Consider the following 18,540-nt stretch of genomic DNA (forward strand, 5'->3'; position numbering starts at 1 on the left):
GCAATGATTACTGCGACTCAATTGCATCACGAAACCATCGTCAAACCGGAGGCCAGCCAATCATGATGTCGGCTTTAGTACGCTTCTCTATCCGCTTCAGCGGCGTCATCATCGGCCTTGCTACACTCGTTGTTTTATATGGCTTTTATAGTCTGAACCACAGCAACCTCGACGTGTTCCCCGAATTCGCGCCTACCCAGATCATCATCCAGACTGAATCGCCGGGCCTTTCTGCAGAACTGGTCGAGAGCCTGGTCACCCAGCGCATTGAAACCAGTATTGCCGGCACGGTCGGCATTGCCAGCATGCGCTCGCAATCCATTCCCGGCCTCTCTATCGTTACGATCATTTTTAATGAGAAAACAGATGTTTACCGTAACCGCCAGGTAATTGCAGAACGCCTATCCACATTAAACAACAAATTACCGCAGGGCATTACCCCTAACATCACCCCGCTCACCTCATCCGCCAGCACCGTACTCGGCTTCGGTGTGACCTCTGAAAGCCGCAGCCTGACAGAATTAAGGACCCTGGTAGACTGGACTATCGTGCCACATTTAATGGCAATACCCGGTGTTGCCGATGTCAACGTGTTTGGCGGTAAGATACGCCAGCTTCAGGTACAGGTTGAGCCTGAAAAAATGATCAAATACGGCATTTCCCTGTTACAGGTTGAAGATGCCGTAAAGAAAGCGACCGGAGTGCGTGGCAATGGCTTCATTGAAAATAAAAATCAGCGTATCGTCATCAATACGGAAGGCCAGTCCACAACCGCCGATAAACTGGCAATGGTTGCACTGCTGCATAAAGATGGACAAACCATCAGGCTAGGTGATATCGGTAAAGTGATTGAAGGCGCGGTACCATCCATCAGCGCTGCTGCCATCAATGAAAAAACCGGCGTATATCTCTCAGTCCAGGGTCAACTGGGCGCCAACACGCATGGCGTAACGCTCGCCATTGAAAAAGCGCTGCAAGAATTGAAACCCACCCTGCAGGCGGAAAATGTAACGCTGCATGAGGGCCTGTTCAGGCCTGCCAACTTTATCGAGGTGGCAATCGAAGGTGTCCGCACCGATATCCTGGTCGGTTCAGTGCTGGTGATTACCGTGCTGTTCCTGTTTCTGTTCAATGTGCGCACGGCTTTCATTTCAGCTACGGCAATCCCGCTCTCCCTGCTCACCGCTATCGTAGTCATGAGCTACTACAACATCGGGCTGAATATCATGGTATTGGGCGGCCTTGCAATCGCACTCGGCGAGGTTGTGGATGATGCGATTATCGATACCGAAAATATATTCCGGCGCCTGCGCGAGAATCGCACCCTGGCAGCACCGCTGCCAACTTATCGGGTTGTGTTCGATGCGTCGATGGAAGTCCGCAGCTCCGTCGTCTATGCAACGATTATCGTGGTCCTGGTATTCATGCCGCTGCTGACCTTGAGCGGGGTTGCAGGTAAATTGTTCGCGCCGCTCGGCATCGCCTATATCGCCGCCATCATGGCTTCTTTACTGGTAGCGTTAACACTGACACCGGCACTATGCTACCTGCTGCTCGGCAACGCCAGGCTGGAAACAGAAGACCCGCCAATGATACGCATCATCAAAAAATGGTATGTCTCTACACTGGTGAAAATCGAAGCCCACTACAAACTGATACTGGCCATAAGCTTCATGCTGATGGCGATTGGCCTGGGCATGCTGCCTTTATTCAAAAACCAGTTCATTCCCGCACTGCATGAAGGCCATTACATCATGCATATGACGGCAGTGCCCGGCACATCCGAACAGGAATCCCTGCGCATCGGTAAAAAAGTATCTGCAGCCATCCGCAGCATTGATGGTGTCAAGACCGTGACGCAATGGGTAGGCCGTGCACCCAACGGGGCAGATACTTTCGGCACGCATTACAGTGAGTTTGAAATCGAGATCGGCGCCGTTTCCGGGCCGGAACAGCGCCGCATCCTGGATGCGATCCGCGAGAAGCTTGGTGGTGAGCCCATAGACCATGATGGTGATGGAGAAGCCGAAGCAGGTTTTGTCGGTGTCAATTTTGCCATCAACACTTTCTTGACAGAACGGATCGAAGAGACCATTTCCGGCTATGCCGCATCGACTGTGATTAATATTTACGGCCAGGACCTGGATGCACTGGACAGGGATGCCAGCGCGATTGCCGGCATTTTAGGCAGCATAAAAGGTGCCACAGACGTACTGGTACAATCCCCGCCGGGTACACCGCAGTTGGTCATGCGGCTGCGTACTGAAAAAATGGCCAGGCTGGGCCTGCATCCAACCGATGTGCTGGATAGCATTCGTGCCGCATACGAGGGTGTTCCGGCCACCCAGGTATATGAAGGCAACCGGGTCATCGGCGTCAGCGTACTGCTCGCCCCTGAAGCGCGTGATGATATTCAGGAAGCCGGCAATCTGCCATTATTCAATGCTGACGGCAAATTGATCAGGCTGCGTGATGTTGCCGATATTGTGCAGGAAAACGGCCGTTCCAAGATTCTGCATGCCGGTGCCAAGCGCATCCAGACCGTAACTGCCAATGTAGTGGGCCGCGATATCAGTGCATTTACCGAAGAACTTAAAGAAAAATTGAGGACCGACCTGACGCTTTCACAAGGCGCATACCTGGAGTTTACAGGTGCTGCCGAAGCGAATGCAAAATCCAGGGAAGCGCTGATCCTGCAATCCCTGCTAGCGGGCGTCACGGTATTCCTGATGCTGTATATCGCATTTGGCCGCCTGCGCAACCTGCTGCTGACTTTCGCAAACCTGCCTTTTGCGCTCATTGGCGGCGTGCTGGCCGTCATGTTTACCGGCGGCTGGATTTCACTGGGTTCACTGGTCGGCTTTGTCACCCTGTTCGGTATCACCTTACGTAACTCGATCATGATGATATCGCATTACCAGCACCTGATTGATGCAGAAAACTGCGTATGGGGAATAGACACCTGTATCCGTGGCGCATCAGAGCGGCTGCCATCTATCCTGATGACTGCGCTGGTAACGGCACTGGGGCTGTTGCCTTTAGCCGCCGCCAGCGGCCAGCCTGGGCGCGAAATCGAAGGCCCGATGGCAACCATCATTGTCGGCGGCCTGGTGACATCCACCATCCTGAATCTGCTGATCCTGCCAACGATCATGCTGCACTTTGGCAAGTTCGAGCGGCGTCAGGTTTGAGCGGCAGCAGTTTAAAACCAGCTGATTCAAACAGGAAGCGATTAGCCTGGCTGCCTAATCGTATTTAATATATTTGAACCTGGGATCGTCATTCGGCGTGCCGGTTAAGGCGCCACCTTCATTGGCAGGCTGCCAGCCGATGACTGCCTCGATTTTTGCCGCCAGCTGAAAATCCTTATCGGTAATCCCTTTGGCATCATGTGTGCATAGCTTGACGATGACATAGGCATAAGTCACCGCCAGATCCGGGTGATGCCACGCCGCCTCTGCCAGGTGACCGATGGTGTTCACAACCATCAATGTCGCCTTCCAGCCGCTGGTTCTGTACTTGCGGCGTATCCAGCCGTTTTCGAGATACCAATGCGGCAACTCCGCCTTTAACCTGGCTTCAATTTCCAACTCTGAATATGTGCGGTCAGACGTCATGATATTCTCCTGTTAATCATGTCAGATTCAATTTTTACTGACTGACAATGCCTGTTCCTTAAGTTTTTCCAGATTAAGGCCTTGTGCAAACACATTGCTGTCAGCCTTGTTCAAAATCCATATCTGCGTATTCACGCCGACGCCAAACTCGGCAAAGGCATTATCGATCAATCCATCTGCAATCAGTGTCTGCATGGCAACTGGTGATGCCTTTGAATAACCGGCCAAGGTTTTTGATTTAACCAAAACCAGATGCTCAGAACCGATTTTATCAGCGATCCATGCGCTCAAACTATCAGAAGTCACTTGCCAGTTTTTAGGTATATTTTCATCTGCAAGCACCATGCGGCTAGGCAGCCAGACAATGCCGCGATGCTGCCAGCCACGTTCTGCGATTTCCAGCTCACTGCTGGCTGTAACCAGCCGCGGGTTCATGCCAGCCAGCAATAAACCGAATTGGTCCATCGCCAGCAGCGCGAGGTGATGCGCCACTGCATCGTTTACCTGGGTAGTATGCTGCGCTTCACGCACAGCATCTGCAAACATGCCGCCGCCAGGCACGATCAGCACCTTGCCGTCACTGATCCTGACCAAGGTATCCAGCCAGCGTGGAAGCTCTGGTGAGCCAAGTAAACTGCCGCCTAATTTAACCACCCACATTACTTCGCTCCCTAATATTCAGATATGTTATGTTTTTGTAAAAAACTTCATCACCTTCATCATGCTCGAAGCTTTATCCAGCGTTTCCGTATACTCTTTATCCATATCGGAATCTGCCACAATCCCGCCGCCGGCATAAAAGCTCAGCTCCCCCTCACCATCACTGTTTTTAATATAAACGGCCGTACGGATGGCAATATTGGTATCCATATTGCCATCAAAACCAATGTAGCCGATTGCGCCGCAATACACGCCGCGCCGGTGCGGCTCCAGCTCTTCTATGATTTCCATGGCCCTGAGCTTAGGCGCACCGGTGATAGAGCCTCCGGGAAAGCAGCCGCGCAGCAGGTCAACCGCCGTTTTTACCGCCTGCAGCCTGCCAGTGACGATACTGACTAAATGATGCACGTTGGCAAAGCTTTGCAGCTGAAATAATTTATCAGCTTTAACTGAACCCGTCTCACAATTCTTGCCGATATCATTACGCAGCAAATCTACAATCATCAGGTTCTCGGCTTTATCTTTAATACTCGATTGCAGCTCTGCCGCATACTGTGCGTCGAGCACCGCATCTTCTGCGCGCGGCCTGGTGCCTTTGATCGGCCGCGTCTCAACATGCCCATCCACCACCTGCAGGAATCGCTCAGGGGAGCCGGACAGCACCTCCGTACGCCCCAGATTCATATAGGCCATGAAAGGTGCCGGGCTAACCTCCCGTAACTTGCGGTATGCCAGCCAGCCATCACCCGTCGCCCTCGCAGCAAACCTTTGTGCAAGATTCACCTGGTAACAGTCACCTTCGTGGATATAATTTTTGATTGCGGAAAAAGCTCTTGCATAAGTATGCTTATCCATATTGGCACAGACTGGAGAGCTCACGGCAAAGCCCACCAAGTTTGTATCCTGATCACTGAAAGGCGCATCGAACAAGGCTTTTAAAGCATCCCAATTTTCACGCGTCTCAGCATCAAACCCATGGGAAACCAAACAGGCTGTTTTATCGCGATGGTCAATCACAACCGCCCAGTCATAGATGCCAACCTGCATGGGCGGAATTGCATCGCTGTTTGATGCAGTACTCGCCAGTTTTTCCAGCCGGCGCGCAAGGTCATAACCAAAATAGCCGATCACCCCGCCTGTAAACGGAATATCGCCCGGCTCCGCTACATAAGACTGCATCGCCTGTTTTACCAGTTCAAACGGGTCTATGTCAGTGATATAAGTATGGCCGTGCTCTGATACGGTAGTCTGCGACTCATCGCTGATCAATGTGATAAAAGGGTCTGCCGCCAGAATATCATAGCGGCCATACTGGCTGCCTGGCTGTCCGCTAACAGGGTCAAGCAGCTGCCCGCTATCCAGGAACACGGCCCATGGTTTATGTGCAATTCGCGCAAACAGGCGCGCACTGTCATGATGATATACAAGATGGTGCTTCAGCAAACTCACGCCGATTCTCCCGCATCCCCAACGCACAGGTAAGCAACTGCATAAGCAGGGAAACATATGGCCGCCATGTCCCTGGTTTCGTGATCGATCGCTGCAATAAATTCAGAAACAGCGTGATATTCAAGTTCAAGCCGGACAGCCAGTTCCGACGCCAGGAACGCACCTGCGCCTGCACCGACTAATTGCAAAGCAGAATCATCCTTCAGCAAGGACATATGTTTAAGCAAAGCTTGCCTGATCTGTTCAAGCTGCATTTCTTTAAAAGAGCCGGCCAGAGCTTTCCATGAAGACAATGGCGCATCCTCGGCATCACGACCTATCATACGCGCAATACGGCAGGCACTGGCCTCAATTGTCTTATCGGCACCATCAGCGGTTTCCGCCATGTTGCCAGCCATATCCATATCACCGGTTAAGCTATACACATCGGCGGCAGTGGCAAAAAACTCTGCTGCAACATTAGTCATCTGCCCTGCAAATGGAACTTTCTGCGCAACTGCCATCAGCGGTGTACGGACGACCCCCGTATACACCAGCTCATCACTCTGCAAACGCGCAGCATCGGTGAATCCATCGACCTGCGGCGCCGCATTATCAATCAGGGCAATATCGGTTGTGGTACTGCCAATATCTACAAATATCGCTTTAGGCAGCTTCTTTGCGACATACTGTACACTGGCATACCAGTTCATGGATGCAATATCCGCCCAATGCCGATCAAGGGCGGTGCTGTCCACAAAGCCGTGCCTGCCGGCATAGTAACGCACCTCACCCTGCAGTTTTGAAGTCAGCGTACCTGCGATTTTCAGCACACCCTCACGCCTGTTCTGGAAAATATCCACCAGTTCGCCGGTCATGGTCACCGCATGCCGGTTCGCATTGAACTCCAGCAAAACATGGTCAATCGCGAATTCCAGCTCACGCAGACCTCGCCATAGCGGGCAATAAACCTGAGTAGCGGCCTGCACTACGCCTTCACTATCGAGCAGCACCGCTTTCAGGTGCGCCCCGCCTATATCCCAGCCTATATAATTTTCTGTCATAGTCGTACTTCAGCCTGATTCTGCGCCAAGCCATTTTTCGTAAAATCAGGCATTCTGAAACGGTCATTCAAAATACAGTCCAGGATCAGCCTGGCTGGGTTCATATTCAATGCCTGGCGCAGCCCAGCATAGCTTGTTGTGAGGCGCGGGTTAATTTCCAGCACATAAATTTTATTGGTTTCAGGCTCCACAATCACATCCACACCGATATAACCAAGCGCATCGGGCAGCATTCTGGCGATTTTCCTGGCAATGGTCTCGAAGCGCTGCCAGTAAGGCAGCATTGCATTCACTGACACGCCTGCCAGCCTGAACCGGCCGTCATTGCACTCAATATGCTGCTGATTACAGCTTAACAGCCATGCTTTTCCGTTACGGCACAACATCGAGAAACTTGCCGAGATGCCTTGCTGATATGGCTGCGCAAAATAATTCAGATAGCGCCCATCTTCAGATATCCAGTCTTTTAGTTCCGGCAGTGAATCAAACCGGCGGATTCCCTCGCAGCCGGCGCCATCTTCAGGTTTGACCACCCAGCTTTTAATATTCAGCTTCAACAGGCTATCGTAATAAGACGGCTGCATGACATCTTCCCCGGCATGCACCGGCAAGGTATGGATATTGGCTGCCAGCAGTGCTTCGTAGCACAGCGTCTTGCTGGTACCGGTCAGCATAGTATCAAAACCGGAGCCCAGAAAGATCGGGCCATGCTCAGCTTTTTCTGCCTCATAGCACAACTCGCTTAATTCCAGCAGCGTACCTTCTGATTCCGGTGCAATTAACCAGACCATATCCACTTGGGCAAGCGCCAGGGTGAAATGTTCTTTAAACTTACCCGGCTCTACTGCAATGCTATGTGCGGCCTGAGGCGGCGGCTGTAATCTCGCATCATGAAGAACCGTGAGCTCGTAAAAGCCCAGTTCAGCCAGGTCCTGCAGCAAGGTATCGCGCATGAGTGTGCCCTCATGCGCCAAAGATTCGGGTAAAGCTTCTGCTGCAAGACCGCCAGCAGTGATAAACTCACACACTAATATTTTTTTTCCGTGTTTAATATTTTGTTCGATGATATAACTGCCTTATGCAAATAATCCCTGTCATTGATTTATTGGGTGGCACGGTCGTGCATGCGAAAAAAGGCGACCGTAAAAACTACCATGCCATTCAATCCTTGATTTCAGGTTCCAGTGACCCTCTTGATATTGTTGCCGCCTTACTTAAATATCACCCTTTTAAACAACTCTACATCGCCGACCTCAATGCCATACAGAAGACCGGTAGCAACAATCTGAAGATCATTAAAAGTATCGCACTGCATCACCCCGGCCTTGAACTTTGGGTTGATGCCGGTATTAATAGCACGGCTGAGGTCGCCCTGTGGTCCGCTTGTAATTTTAACGTGATTTTAGGTAGCGAAAACTTTTCTGATTTGGATAATTTCATAAATATCAGAAAACAGCTGAATTCAAACTTTGTATTGTCTCTGGACTTTATGCCGAACGGTTACCATGGCCCGCAGGAACTCCTGCAAAACCCGGAATACTGGCCTGAACAGGTAATATTGATGTCGCTCCCGCATGTAGGGGCTAACCAGGGCCCAGACTTGGAACTAATCGAGAGGTTCAGGCAGCTATCGCAACAGCATAGATTCTACTCAGCCGGCGGTGTGCGCAGTGCTGATGATTTAAACAGGCTGAAGCAAGTCGGCACTGATGGCGCCCTGCTAGCTACGGCACTGCATCGCAGGCAGATATCCCAGGCTGAACTGGAATGCCTGTCACAGTAAATGCGACATAGCAAATACTGCGCAATAAAAAAGCCCGACAAGTCGGGCTTTTTTATCACACTTGCTTTACTGAAAACCTTATTCCAGGTTAGCGTGAATTGCACGCATACCTTCTTCAGTCAGGCCTTTAGCAAAAATCAGGTCAGCAATAGCGGCTTCCAGGAACAGCAATGTTGAAAGCTCGAACTGGCTGCCCATAGGCATGCCCTTAGTTAACGGGAAGCTATTGTCGTTACCGATTTGGATAACGAGGTCTGCAACATCTGCCATTGCAGAAGATTTCTTCATGGAAATCACAACCAGTTTGGCGCCCACTGATTTTGCCTTTTTAACGAATGGCAACAATGTTTCTGTACCGCCTGAACCGGAAACCAGAACCAGCAAGTCACCCGCTTTGATCGCCGGAGTAACCACTTCACCGATCATATTAACGTTATAGCCAGCATGCACCAAGCGCATTGCGAAGAAACGTGATACAAGTAGAGAACGACCAGCACCGCCAATAAATGTACGGCCAGCCTCTTCAACCATTTTCAGCAAAGTAGCTGCTTTGCTGTTATCTGTTTCTGACAAAATAGTAGTTAGTCTACCCAAAATCAATTCTTGACTGCTCATGATATGTCCTTCTCTAAAATTTAGTTTTATTTTTTAAATCAAAAAATCTTATAAAAAAAATCCCGACCCATTACTGAGTCAGGATTTCTTTATGCGTTCATTTCAATAATGGTTTATTGAAAAGAGGTTGAATTAACCGTGAACGATAGCTGTGATTTCTGCAGCAGCAGCAGCTGGGTCAGCAGCGCCGTAGATAGCAGCACCAGCAACAACGATAGTTGCACCAGCGTCAACAACTTGTTTAGCTGTAGCAGCTTTAACGCCACCAGCAACTGAGATTTCAACGCCTAAGTTCAAACCAGCAACTAAAGCCAAGTCAGCGAATGGTGTTTGACCAGCAGCTTGTTGGTCCAGACCAGTGTGAACGCCGATGATGTGAGCGCCAGCAGCAGCAACTGCTTTAGTAACAGCAGCTTTGTCAGCAACGTTGATCAAGTCAACTTGTGCTTTTTTGCCGTATTTGTTAGCAACATCGATTACGCCTTTGATTGTACCGATATCTGAGATACCCAATACAGTAACGATATCAGCACCAGCCTTGAAGAATGGCTCAGCTTCGTAGAAACCAGCGTCAGCTGTTTTCAAGTCAACCAAGATTTTGTTGTTTGGGAATTTAGCGCGCAATGTTTCAAGCAATTTGATACCGTTGTGCTTGATGCATGGTGTACCGATTTCCAGGATGTCCACGTGTGGAGCAACTGTAGTTGCCAAAGCAACTGTTGCGTCGAAATCTAATGAATCTAATGCCATTTGGGTTAAAGCCATGGTGTTTCTCCGATTATTAATTTAAATTACTACAGATTTATTGCTATTGTGCAGAATTAACTCACATATACACATTTGATTACTGACTGTTAAACACCCAATAAAAAATGCAATTTATGCGTATTAACCCTACCTGTTCAAATTTATACATCACTAAAGAATGTATAAAACTCATGCTATAAAAGCCGGGCACTAATAATAAGTGCCCGGCCAATTAATGTCAATCCAAAAGCGATTAAATTAGCAATAAATAGACTTAACAACTACCAGCTAAAACCAGCGCCCACGGCAAGGGCATTATTTCCCTGGCTAACACCGGCACTTGCATTCACTTGCCAGTTTTCGCCAATATTTGCCTTAGCACCAATTGCAACCGCACTTTGGTTAGCATAGTTACCAACTGCCATACCCACGTTATAATTAAAGCCCGGGCGAATCTGCGGCAAAGCAGACATAGCAAGTGCTGATGCAACGCCGGCATAAGCCTTGTCTGCAACGCCGCCAAGCTTGTTATCCAAATAGTCATATTGGCGTCTATTTACCGCATCATTTGGCGCCACACCATCCGCTATGCCACCCACCCTAACCGGTGCGCCGGTACCATTGTTGGCAAACGATGCACCATTGTTATCCAGCGTCATGGTTGTGCCACCAGCCGCAGTACCGCCTTTTAACACAGTACTGGTGTTGTTGTTAATCACCACACTACCACCGCCTGCTGTCGGTGTTGCCATTGACGCTGTTGTTGAATTCAAAATAACTTGAGATTTGGCAAGTGGCGTCGCCTCGTTAGATCCACTGATCACCACACCATTGGTTACACCGCTGCCACTCAGCGTTGTACCGTTTGCGGCACCTGCCGCATTGGTTTGAAGCTGATTGGCACCGCCTGCTGATGAAATGGTATTAGTGTTACCTTGCATGGTATTGGTTGATGTATAGGCATTACCAATCGTATTCACAGAGTTGCTGCTGCCGCCAATTGTGTTGTTAGCATTTGCACCGCTACCAAAAGTATTGGTGGTGCCATTAGCGGTAGCAATGGTTGAATTACCGGTTGAAGACATGCCGCCATTTACCTGCAACGCTTTATCTGTCACAGCATTAGCAGAATTACCTATGGTTGTAAGCGTACCTGTTGGTGTTGTGGTGTTAATATTGGTAGCACCTGCTATGTTGTTGGTAGTGCCGGTAATAGTATTGGTGGTGCCTGTCAGGCTATTTGCACCACCCTTGATATCTACACCAGTGCCGGTTACCTGAATGCCGCTGGTCGCACCTGCATAAGTTCCGCTGTTGGCAATGGTGTTGGTCGTCGCGTTCAACAGGTTAGATGCACCCTGCATGGTGTTGGTAGACGTAGTGCCATTACCGATGGTATTTACAGAATTTGGCACTAATGTACCAATCAGGTTAGTTCCACTCTGCATGGATGTCGTGTTGCCTGCGTTGCCGATATTCACCGCACCCGTCGTGGTACCGGTGCCGATATTGGTGACATTGGCACCCTGTGAGCTGTTCAGATTTAGCGTTGTGCCCTTCACATCAAGCACGCCGGTAGCCCCCAGCGCATTGATACCCACTGTTGATGCGCCAAAGGTGTTAGCGTTACCGATAAGCGTGGTTGGTGCAACAAAGTTATTAGTAGCACCAGCACCAGTAGCAGTGATGCTATTAGCAGTAGCACCCTTCACATCAACACCAGTTCCGGTTACCTGAATACCGCTAGTAGCACCTGCATAAGTTGCGCTGTTGGCAATGGTATTTGTAGAACCAACCATAGTATTTACACTATTGTTGTTGACAGCATCACCAATAGTGACTGCGCTGAGCGAGCTGTCAGCGTTGGTGGTTGCATTAAACAAGGTTTTAGCAGTACCACTATTAACACCACTTACCGTCAATGTTGCACCGCCGGGATTAGGGCTGCCTACAGGGCCAAGGCCATCCAAATTACCGTCTTGCAACGTCCATGTAGCCGAACGCGTACCGCCATTAAGTGTTGTAGTATTGTTACTAGCATCAATCGTTAAGCCATGACTGTTGGCGAGTAAAGAAGCTGCCGTGCCATTCACGGTAAGCGTGTTGCCACCAGCCGCCGCGCCATTAGTGTCTACTGCCAGCGTATTACTAAGCGTTGCTGCACCGTCTAATGTCATAGCTCCTGTCACACCTAAAGTGGTGTTTACAACGGCAGAGTTCAGTGTGGCAAGCCCGGTAGTGCCTAAGGTAGCCGTACCGACGTTGCCGCTGTTAGTAATATCACCAGTATTGCCGATACCTGCTGTGGTGGTTTGACCGGTAACGCCTAATGTATTGTTCACTTGCGTTGCACCACCAAGTGTCGTCGCACCAGTGACACCTAAGGTGGTGGTCACAGATGCTGAGTTCAGGGTTGCAAGACCGCTGGTGCCTAAAGTAGCGGTATTTGTTGCTGTACTATTTACAGTGGTAATATTACCCGTCGCGGCACCAATTGCCCCAGTGGCTCCATTTAGCTGAATTGTGGTAGAAGCGCCATTTTGTATGTTAACTATACCCGACGAACCGGACAAATTACCGACACCCAAGTTGGTGGTAATATTCGCATTAGTGGTATTTGCTGTAGTGGTATTTACTGTACTACTATTTACAGTGGTGATATTGCCAACATTGGCGCCCACAGTAGCGGCACCGATTGCCCCAGTGGCTCCATTTAGCTGAATTGTGGTAGAAGCGCCATTTTGTATGTTAACTATACCCGACGAACCGGACAAATTACCGACACCCAAGTTGGTGGTAATATTTACACTGTCCGCATTTGCTGTAGTGGCATTCACAGTTTCAGCACCCAAAGCATAGACAACATTCACATTATCAGCAGCTATAGAGCTAGTATCCAAAGTAGTGATACTGCCTAAATTAGTAGTTAATCTTCCTGTCATTCCTAGTTGTAGAACAGTGCCACTGTTGGTAATGGTAATAGTGGTTGGAACATAACCACCCATGCCATCCGACACCAGAATTTCTTCTGCCGCATTTGCCCCACTTACGAACGCCGAACATACGGCCATGACTAATAGTTTCTGTTTACATTTATCTATGTCATAGAGATTTTGCAATGCCTCGCTGTGTTTAGTAGCTTGTGCGCCAGTTTCACGATTAGACTTGCCTGAACTAGTTACGTGTTCTGCCACAGCCATGAGCATGCCGCGAAGTTTGTTAAATACAAGTCGATAATGCGTTTTGTTCATTTGAAGCTCCCTATTATCAAATTTACTTAAGTAAACACTTTGCAATTGCCATGAAATTAAATTTCCAGCTTTTACAAAAAATATATAAATGGATTTTTTTCCCATTTGAAGACTACTAAATAACTTTGTAAGTTACAAGAAAAATTTACAAATAAATGGGATTTTTTCCGTTATTTATAATTAATAATTTTGATTTTAGGAAATATCGGCTGATAAGTGATGCAAATGACAAGAGACATTTGAAATCACTGATTTATTGAATGGTTCATCATGAACATGAGACTTGATGAGTGATTGAGAACATCCTTATGACACGTCAATCCAATGAAAACGCCTAATGTATGGATTACTTCGGGCTACGCTATAGCAATGACGGGACAAGCACATACAACGCATTGATTACAAGAGATTACGTGGCTAATCTCATACTATTCTCAGCTAAACGCAAAAAATAACGCCCTGCTTGCTTTCACAAGTAGGGCGTTATTTACAGCATAGCTATACGCAGCTAGCTACAAGAGCATAGCCAACTGCATTTGATTATAGTTTTGCGCTTAATGCAGCTTCCAGTTTGTTTTGGTCAACTACGAAACCGCGGATGCCTTCAGCCAGTTTCTCAGTCGCCATTGGGTCTTCGTTCAATGCAAAACGGAACTCAGCTTCTGTCAATTTAGCAGGCGCTGCTGTTTTAGTGCCGCCATCAACCAGTACGCGGGTCAATGAACCTTCTGTTGCTTCCAGCTCTTGCAGCAGGTTTGGAGCGATAGTCAGGCGATCGCAGCCAGCCAAGGCAGTTACTTCACCGATGTTACGGAATGACGCGCCCATCACAACAGTTTTGTAGCCATGCTCTTTGTAGTAAGCGTAGATTTTACGCACTGACAATACACCTGGGTCTGTTTCTGATGTGTATGTCTCACCTGTTTTTGCCTTGTACCAGTCAAGGATACGGCCAACGAATGGTGAAATCAGGAATACGCCAGCTTCAGCACATGCACGTGCCTGGCCGAAACCGAACAGCAATGTCAGGTTACAGTTGATGCCTTCTTTTTCAAGGATCTCACCGGCTTTGATACCTTCCCAGGTTGAAGCCAGCTTGATCAGAACACGGCTTTTATCTACGCCGGCTTCTTCATACAGTTTGATGATTTTACGGCCTTTAGCCACCATTGCATCGATATTGAATGACAGACGTGCATCAACTTCAGTTGAGATGCGGCCTGGCACTTCTTTAACGATTTCCATACCGATCAATACAGCCAGTTTGTCAGCCGCGTTGTCGATTTGCTGTTCCTTAGAACCGCCTTGTGCTTTTGCGTAAGCAATAGCAGCATCAATCAATGGAGCGTATTGCGGCAATTGGCTTGCTTTTAACAATAAAGATGGGTTGGTTGTTGCGTCGTATGGTTTAACCGCTTTAATCGCTTCAACATCACCTGTATCTGCCACGATTGTGGTCATAGTTTTTAATTGCTCTAATAAAGTAGCCATTACATGCCTCCTAAAAATTATTCGAATACAACAGTCATACACAAAATCAAGTGCAATATTATAGCTTAAAAATCATATGATGTCCTCAAATGTGCTTTGCGGTTTGGCTCTTCTGTCATAAGCAACCGGAAGATTTTTCCGCCTGCGCTCAAGCGGCAGGGTAATCACAAACTCAGCCCCGCGCATGGGAATATTTGCAGCCGAGACCGTACCGCGATGTTTTCTAACGGTGACATCCACAAAATACAGACCCAGACCGCTGCCTCCCTGGTCTTGGTGCTCCCCATCCGCACGGGTGAAGCGCCTGAACAGCTTCTGGATTTTATCTTCAGGAATTCCCGGCCCTTGGTCGGTCACTTTCAGGCGGAGCATGACATCGTCCTTATCAATCACCACCCTGATCACGGAACGTTCCGGGGAATAATTGACTGCATTCTGAAGGATGTTGGACACAGCCCTGAACAAGAGCCCGAAATCACCCCTAACCCAAACATTCTCATCCGGATGATGCATTTCCAGAGATATATTTTTAGTGGTCAGCAACTCATAAACATCATCGACAACCTGCTGCGTCAAGCTCACCATGTCCAGCACGTTAAATTTATTGACATCGGACATCTCTGCACGCGATGCCTGAAGAAAACCTTCCGCCATGGTGTGTGCACGCGTCAGCAAATGCTCGATGCGCCCCCTGTATTTATTCTGTTCGAACTTTTCGAGAAGCAGCATTGCAGCCCCAAGCGGGGTACGGATATCATGCGAAATAAAAACCAGCGTATCGCTCCTGGCTTTATGCATGTCGCGCAAGTGTCTGGCGGTTAACGCCAATTTACGGATACGCGCCTGCTGAGGGTCTTCGCCACTATGCGGCTGCCCGGACTCCTGCTCCATACCCAGCCTTGCAAGTTCATCCTGCAGGTTTTGCAGTGCATGATCCAGCGCCGCCTGTGCCGAGTTAAGCCTGGCGCAGCTCCATATAGGATAAGCCAGCAATATTGCCAGAATGCAGCCAGTTGGCGGCACCCATATTTTGAACAGGTATGCCGCCGCAAATACCAGCGTAACAATGGCAAGAATGTATGCACATATACTGAGCAAAGCGTAAACGGGAGACAGTTTTGAAAACCATAAGAATGGCAGCACTGCGAACACAACCGTCAAGAAGCATGTAAGCCCCAGCGATGCATGCCCGACTGAATGATCATCCATAATGGCAGACAAGGCATGCGTGTTGAACTCGGCACTTAACGCGAGCATGCATGCAACAAGCGAAAGACCAGCCATGATAAAAATACGGTCTTTAAATTGCATGGGGAATCAGATCACCACTATACTTAAATGCAGGATTTAAACGCAGGCGGCAATCAGGCCAGATATACAGTGCAAGCATGAATCAGTTGCTGCGCTCAAGCCGGTAGCCCTGCTGGTAAATGGAAGTCAGCCGCCATCCGTATTCGGGCGTCAGCTTCAGCTTTGTACGTAAATGGCTGACATGCACATCCACCTTACGCGTTTCTATATCGGGCGATGCGCCCCACACCACCTGCATCAGATGCGACCTTGATAACAGCACGCCTTCATTTTTCATGAAATACAGCGCCAGATCGAACTCTTTATCGGTGAGCTTGAAATCCTCGCCATCCATACTGGCCAGACGCAGCTTGGTATCGAATTTCAGCGAACCAAACTCAATGCACGGGTCGGTGTTTGACTGCGGATTGACTCGCCGCAATAAAGCATTCACCCGTGCCAGCAATATTGCACGGCTTGCCGGCTTGACCACATAATCATCAGCACCGGCCTCTATCACGCGCACGATATCCTGTTCTTCAGAGTGGCCGGTAAGAAATATCAACGGGGGGAGCCTGTTGGCGCGCAGCTTGATACTGACCATCACATCCGGGCCTTCCATATCAGGCAAGCCCCAGTCAAAGATACAAAGGTCATAGTGTTCATGCGGATACCTGCGCACAAAATCCAAACCGGACTTGAAGTGATCAACCTCGAAACCGGCTTCCCCTAACCACTCAATCACAATCTCGGCATAGGCTAAATCATCATCTAACAAAGCTATTTTCATTTTTATAGTTTTAACTTTCGCATGAATTCTTAATTCTAAAGCCTTAGCTGCAAGGCATATGAAACCTATAGATTTCACCTTGCAACCTCCCCTGCATTTTAATTATTTTCCCGATAATCTAAAAATTGAACAGACAGGCATTCAGATTCAGATCATCAAGCAGCATCAAGTTGAATTCATTGTAATGTACAAAGTAAGCAAAAACAATCTCAGGCGAGGCTACAAGGCACTTCAGCCGCATAATAGCGACTGATATGCGATAATGACGACCTAATATCCAACCTGATCCAGAAACGCTTACCAGAATGCAGCACCCACTAAAAACAATAATGAATACCAGCGGAGTCGGGTTTGGCACCAGCGGTGTCCGCGGACTCGTTTCCGATCTGTCGGATGAATTATGCTACGCATATACATCAGCCTTTCTTCAAACAGTGGCCGCTGAAAAAAACCTGGTTTTAATTGGTCACGACCTGCGTCCAAGCAGCCCCGGCATTGCTTCTGCATGCATCGCAGCCATTGTTGATTCTGGGCGGGATTATATATATGCAGGTGCATTGCCTACCCCGGCATTGGCTTACTATGGCAGCCAGATTGCCGCTCCAGCACTTATTGTTACGGGCAGCCATATCCCGTTTGACCGTAACGGCATCAAATTCTATAGCGCCAGCGGCGAAATTTCCAAAGCGCAAGAACAGCAAATCCTTGGTGCAACAGTAGATATCCCCGAAAATATAAATAAAACCGAGCTGCCTTCGGTGGATGATAACGCGCATAAAGCGTATGTCAGTCGTTACGTAGAGTTTTTTGGTCAGGGCAGCCTTAACGGAATGCGTATTGCGCTCTATGAGCACAGCAGCGTTGCCCGTGACATACTGCGCGAAATATTGGAATCCCTAGGCGCAGAAGTGCTGTCGCTTGGGCGCAGCGATGCATTCGTGCCCATTGATACTGAAGCAGTACGCACCGAAGATGTGGCACAAGCTGCAGAATGGGCTAAAAAATACGCTTTTGATGCAATTGTCACAACAGACGGTGATGCAGACCGCCCACTGATAGGCGATGAAAACGGCCAATGGCTGCGCGGGGATATAGTGGGTATTCTGTGCGCCAGATTCCTGCAGGCAACACATGTCATTGCACCGGTCAGCTGCAACACGGCGCTGGAACGCTGCCACTTGTTCCAATCGACCGTTCGCACGCGCATTGGCTCACCTTATGTAATTGCGGACATGGAAGCCACCAAGAAACAATTTGGCAGACTGGTCGTGGGTTATGAAGCAAACGGCGGCTTTTTACTGGGCGGCAACCATGTTTCCGAGGGGCGAAGACTGCTCGCGCTGCCTACACGTGATGCAGTACTGCCCATTTTATCGCTACTCTGCGACGCGCGTAAACGCGCCTGCAAACTTTCAGAGTTATCCCAAGCCTTGCCAGCCCGCTTTACGGCAAGCGATAGGCTGCAGCAATTTACGACAGCGCTTAGTCACGACTTAATGGCACGCCTGCAATCCGACAAGAAAGAATCGGAGAAAATTCTTGCTCCAGATTCAGGTACCATTACAGACACAGATTTGACCGATGGCTTACGCCTGACTTTTGCCAACGGCGACATCGTGCATCTACGTCCATCAGGCAACGCCCCGGAACTCCGATGCTATGCAGAGGCTGACTCCCCCATGCATGCCCAGCAACTTTGCAATGCATGCCTGCAACGCCTGTCTGCGCTTATAGCGACTGCCCATACTTAAGCAGCAATGAAGTTTCACGAAATACAACCGTACAATTGCATATTTCGGTAGTG

General features: G+C 48.9%; 14 protein-coding genes. 3 read left to right on the forward strand and 11 right to left on the reverse strand.

Going from position 1 to position 18,540, the window contains the following annotated elements:
• Positions 1–62: 62 nt before the first annotated feature.
• Positions 63–3,191 (forward strand): efflux RND transporter permease subunit, encoded by a 3,129-nt coding sequence (locus GQ51_RS03210; protein WP_047549699.1) that lies wholly within the window; start codon positions 63–65, stop codon positions 3,189–3,191.
• Between the two features lie 54 nt (positions 3,192–3,245).
• On the opposite strand, the gene GQ51_RS03215 is transcribed toward GQ51_RS03210, so the two are convergent.
• Genes GQ51_RS03215 through GQ51_RS03235 form a run of 5 tightly spaced genes read right to left on the reverse strand, consistent with a single transcriptional unit; the run spans position 3,246 to position 7,722 of the window.
• The gene (locus tag GQ51_RS03215; RefSeq protein ID WP_047549702.1) at positions 3,246–3,617 is read right to left on the reverse strand and encodes a 4a-hydroxytetrahydrobiopterin dehydratase; all 372 of its coding nucleotides are present in this window, start codon (positions 3,615–3,617) and stop codon (positions 3,246–3,248) included.
• Positions 3,618–3,644: 27 nt separating this feature from the next.
• Positions 3,645–4,277: an amino acid kinase family protein gene (locus tag GQ51_RS03220; protein ID WP_047549704.1), complete on the reverse strand. Its 633-nt coding sequence runs from the start codon at positions 4,275–4,277 to the stop codon at positions 3,645–3,647.
• 27 nt (positions 4,278–4,304) lie between these two features.
• Positions 4,305–5,726: an aminodeoxychorismate synthase component I gene (pabB, locus tag GQ51_RS03225; protein ID WP_047549707.1), complete on the reverse strand. Its 1,422-nt coding sequence runs from the start codon at positions 5,724–5,726 to the stop codon at positions 4,305–4,307.
• Positions 5,723–6,769, reverse strand: a complete 1,047-nt coding sequence (locus GQ51_RS03230; protein WP_047549710.1) for a hydantoinase/oxoprolinase family protein — start codon at positions 6,767–6,769, stop codon at positions 5,723–5,725. The genes pabB and GQ51_RS03230 overlap by 4 nt, the downstream gene beginning before the upstream one ends.
• On the reverse strand, positions 6,766–7,722 hold the full coding sequence (locus GQ51_RS03235) for an ATP-grasp domain-containing protein (protein ID WP_235276157.1): 957 nt from the start codon (positions 7,720–7,722) through the stop codon (positions 6,766–6,768). The genes GQ51_RS03230 and GQ51_RS03235 overlap by 4 nt, the downstream gene beginning before the upstream one ends.
• A 125-nt stretch (positions 7,723–7,847) precedes the next feature.
• On the opposite strand from GQ51_RS03235, the gene GQ51_RS03240 reads away from it, so the two are divergent.
• The gene (locus GQ51_RS03240) at positions 7,848–8,552 is read left to right on the forward strand and encodes a HisA/HisF-related TIM barrel protein (protein WP_047549714.1); all 705 of its coding nucleotides are present in this window, start codon (positions 7,848–7,850) and stop codon (positions 8,550–8,552) included.
• Positions 8,553–8,630: 78 nt separating this feature from the next.
• Here the strand turns inward: GQ51_RS03240 and hxlB are convergent, their stop codons facing one another.
• The 6 genes from hxlB to GQ51_RS03270 form a co-directional block, all read right to left on the reverse strand.
• On the reverse strand, positions 8,631–9,167 hold the full coding sequence (gene hxlB, locus GQ51_RS03245; RefSeq protein WP_047549716.1) for a 6-phospho-3-hexuloisomerase: 537 nt from the start codon (positions 9,165–9,167) through the stop codon (positions 8,631–8,633).
• Between the two features lie 132 nt (positions 9,168–9,299).
• On the reverse strand, positions 9,300–9,932 hold the full coding sequence (gene hxlA / locus GQ51_RS03250; protein ID WP_047549718.1) for a 3-hexulose-6-phosphate synthase: 633 nt from the start codon (positions 9,930–9,932) through the stop codon (positions 9,300–9,302).
• A 263-nt stretch (positions 9,933–10,195) separates the two neighbouring features.
• Entirely contained in the window at positions 10,196–13,270 is a 3,075-nt protein-coding gene (locus GQ51_RS03255; protein WP_081987074.1) for a YadA-like family protein, read from the reverse strand.
• A gap of 435 nt (positions 13,271–13,705) precedes the next feature.
• Positions 13,706–14,656: a transaldolase gene (tal, locus tag GQ51_RS03260; protein WP_047549722.1), complete on the reverse strand. Its 951-nt coding sequence runs from the start codon at positions 14,654–14,656 to the stop codon at positions 13,706–13,708.
• 72 nt (positions 14,657–14,728) lie between these two features.
• Complete coding sequence (locus GQ51_RS03265) at positions 14,729–15,967, reverse strand: ATP-binding protein (RefSeq protein WP_052177675.1); 1,239 nt, start codon at positions 15,965–15,967, stop codon at positions 14,729–14,731.
• An 82-nt stretch (positions 15,968–16,049) separates the two neighbouring features.
• Positions 16,050–16,736: a response regulator transcription factor gene (locus GQ51_RS03270; RefSeq protein ID WP_047549724.1), complete on the reverse strand. Its 687-nt coding sequence runs from the start codon at positions 16,734–16,736 to the stop codon at positions 16,050–16,052.
• A gap of 329 nt (positions 16,737–17,065) precedes the next feature.
• Here GQ51_RS03270 and GQ51_RS03280 point away from each other — a divergent pair, with 329 nt between their 5' ends.
• Positions 17,066–18,487 carry a phosphomannomutase gene (locus tag GQ51_RS03280; protein ID WP_047549728.1) on the forward strand — a complete coding sequence of 474 codons (1,422 nt, stop codon included), beginning with the start codon at positions 17,066–17,068 and terminating at the stop codon, positions 18,485–18,487.
• Positions 18,488–18,540 lie beyond the last annotated feature (53 nt).

Source organism: Methylotenera sp. G11 (genome assembly GCF_000799735.1).
In the GTDB taxonomy this organism is placed as follows: Bacteria; Pseudomonadota; Gammaproteobacteria; order Burkholderiales; family Methylophilaceae; genus Methylotenera.